Genomic DNA, 2,938 nt, shown 5'->3' on the forward strand with positions numbered 1-2,938 from the left:
ACCAGAACGTTGACGTCTCCCGGTCGATCGGGCCCGCTATCATCGGGCTGTCGTCCACTGCCCGAGGGGGAGGCGACCTTGTTCCGGAAATCGTCAGCGCTGCCGCTCTACCCCCTGCTGCTCGCCGCCCATTTCCCCCTCTTCCTGCTGACCCGCAGCCTCGCCGTGCCCGAGACCGGCATGGTGGTGCGGCCGGTCCTGGTGGGTGTGGCCAGCACCCTCCTTGCGATGGGCGGGCTCTGGCTGCTGCTGCGCGACCTGCACCGCGCGGCCCTGTGGACCGCGCTCGGCATCGTCCTGGTCTGCTACTTCAAGACCCTGGACCCCGTATTCGACGGGCTGATCGGCCTGGTGATGACACCTCCGCCGCCGCTCTACGTCCTGGCCGGCCTGCTCGTCCTGATCACGCCGGCCCTCCTGTTCGCCCGGCCTGGCCCGGATGTGGCACGCATCGCCAACCTGGTGACGCTGATCATGCTGGCCTTTCCGCTGGCGACCCTGGTCGGGCAGGAGGCCCAGGCCTTCAGCGCCGGGCGCCACTCGGCAGCCGAGCGGGAGCATGATGCCCCGTTCAGCACGGCCAGGCCCCTCGGCCAGCCGCCCAGCATCGTACACATCGTGCTGGATGGCTACGGGCGGCAGGACGTGCTGGCCGAGCTCTACGGCTTCGACAACCGGCCATTCCTGGACGGGCTGCGCGGGCTCGGCTTCAAGATCGCCGGGCAGGCGACCACGCCCTACAACCAGACCCTGCTGGTGATGAGCAGCGTGCTCTCGGGCAGTTATCTGGAGGATCTCCTGCCCGCCGAGCAGCCGGCGGACCTGCGCCAGGCACTTTCGGAGCGGTTGCGGCACAACCCGGTGATGACCACGCTCGGCCGGCTCGGCTACCAGACCGCGGCCTTCGACGTGCGCTACGATCCGGTGCGGATGGATTGGGTCGACCGGGTGCTGGCCCCATACACGCTCAGCAACTTCGAGAAGGTCCTGCTGGAGGAGACCCTGCTCGACAATGTCGCGCAACGGCTTGGCCTGGGTGAGCCGAGCCTGGACCGGGCGATGTTCGAGCAGCCCTACGAGAGCGGCCTGACGCCACCTTTCTTTCTCTACGTCCACGCACTCGCCCCCCATCCGCCGTTCGATGTCGACCCACAGGGCAGGCACGTGGCACCGGCCGGGGGCTCGTCCGGCCTGCGCGACGGGTCGCACTTTACCGAGGACGATCCTGGACGGCGCCGGATCTATCGTGACGGCTACGTCGACAAGCTGGCCTTCACCAACGACCTGGTGCTCCGCTACGTGACGCGGCTGGTGGAGCAGGTCCCGGATCCCAAGCTGATCATCGTCCACGGCGACCATGGCGGTGGGCTCCATTTCGAGCAGGATTCGGCCGAGCAGAGCTGCCTGTTCGAGCGGTTCTCGCCGCTGCTGGCAGCCTACAGCAGCGATGGCCGGCTGGAGCTGCCCCCCGACCTGAACCTCGCGAACCTTTACCGGCTGGTGTTCAATACCTATTTCGGGACAGATCTGGCGCTGCTGCCCGGCCGCAGCGTGTTCGCCGGCTGGGAAGAGCCGGCCCGCCAGACCGTCCTGACCCCGGAGCAGCTTCGCCGCCCTTGCCGGACCGCACCTCAGGTGCCGGGCGGGGTATCGGCGGCACAGCCGCACTGAGACTTGCCGCGCTTTCGGGCCGGTACCTTTGACCGTCGCGGCAGCATGGCTATAGCCGTGGCGCTCCAGCAGACCTCGGGAGATTGCCTTGGAACGGATCGGCCTGGCCCTTTGGGCCTATGACGCGGGCGACCTGCCGGGCGACCTGGACGAGCTGGCGGAGCGGATCGACGCCCGCATGGCCGAGGCCGCCGCGGCCGGTGCGTCGATCCTGGTGCTGCCCGAGTGGAACGTCGAGCAGACCCTGCTCTGGGCGGCCACGCCGCCGGCCCCCACCGCCGAGCCGGGCTTCATGGCCGAGAGCGGCGCCGGCCTGCTCGCCAAGGTGCGTGACCTGCCGGCCAGGCATAATGTGGCCCTGCTCGCGGGCACCTGGTCGGCCCGGCCGCTCAACGGCTCGGGCATGGTCAACCGCGCCCATCTCCTCTTCCCGGACGGCACGCTGTTCACCCAGGACAAGCTCTGCCTGGTCCCGTCGGAGAAGGATCCGGACGACTGGGCGCTGTTCCCGGGCTCGACCCTCAAGGTGGTCACCTGGCGGGGCCTGCGCATCGCCATCCTGATCTGCCTGGACAGCGAGCTGCCGGCCTTGTCCCCGATCCTGGGCCAAGCCGACATCGACCTCCTGCTGGTCCCGTCCAATACGGCCAAACGGTCCGGCTATTACCGGGTGTTCTGCTGCGCCAAGGCGCGTGCGATCGAGTTGGGTGCGCTCGTGGGCGTGGTCGGCTGCGTCGGCACGATTCCCTTGAAGGAGCCGCGCACCAATTTCAGCGGTGCCGCCGTGTACGGCCCGTGCGAGGCGGCGTTCGGCGATACCGGCGTGTTCGCCTTCCTGGAGCCCCGCGAGCGGGGCGGCGACATGCTGATCGCCAAGGACCTGCCGATCGGCGAGATCCGCCGCCTGCGCCGCGAGCGTTCGTTCGAGGTCTGGCCGGGTCCCTGGTCCGGCGGCCATGTCAGCCTGGAGGAAGTGGAGGTCGGCGGGTGAGGACGATCTACAGCCCGGATCATGCACACCATCACGGCCAGTCCGAGCTGATCGACGGCAAGCTTCAGCCCTGCTTCGAGAAGCCGGAGCGTGCCTTCCTGGTGAAGGCCCGGGTCGAGGAGCGCGGGATCGGCCCGGTGGAGCCGCCGCAGAGCTTCGGCCTGGAGCCGATCCGCCGGGTGCACAAGCCCGACTATGTGGCCTTCCTGGAGACGGCTTGGGCGGAATGGACCGAACAGCGCGGCGCTTACGACGCCCTGCCGCTGGTCTGGCCGG

2 protein-coding genes and 1 pseudogene are annotated in these 2,938 nt (G+C 69.1%); all 3 read left to right on the top strand.

Annotated features, from left to right (window positions below):
* Nucleotides 1–78: 78 nt before the first annotated feature.
* Nucleotides 79–1,671 carry a sulfatase-like hydrolase/transferase gene (locus VNS22_RS21875; protein WP_325736252.1) on the top strand — a complete coding sequence of 531 codons (1,593 nt, stop codon included), beginning with the start codon at nucleotides 79–81 and terminating at the stop codon, nucleotides 1,669–1,671.
* An 88-nt stretch (nucleotides 1,672–1,759) separates the two neighbouring features.
* On the top strand, nucleotides 1,760–2,662 hold the full coding sequence (locus VNS22_RS21880; protein WP_325736254.1) for a nitrilase-related carbon-nitrogen hydrolase: 903 nt from the start codon (nucleotides 1,760–1,762) through the stop codon (nucleotides 2,660–2,662).
* Nucleotides 2,659–2,938, top strand: a pseudogene (locus tag VNS22_RS21885) (histone deacetylase family protein); the annotation flags it as partial. The gene VNS22_RS21880 and the pseudogene VNS22_RS21885, both read left to right, overlap by 4 nt.

It is taken from the genome of Geminicoccus sp., assembly GCF_035556675.1.
In the GTDB taxonomy this organism is placed as follows: Bacteria; Pseudomonadota; Alphaproteobacteria; order Geminicoccales; family Geminicoccaceae; genus Geminicoccus.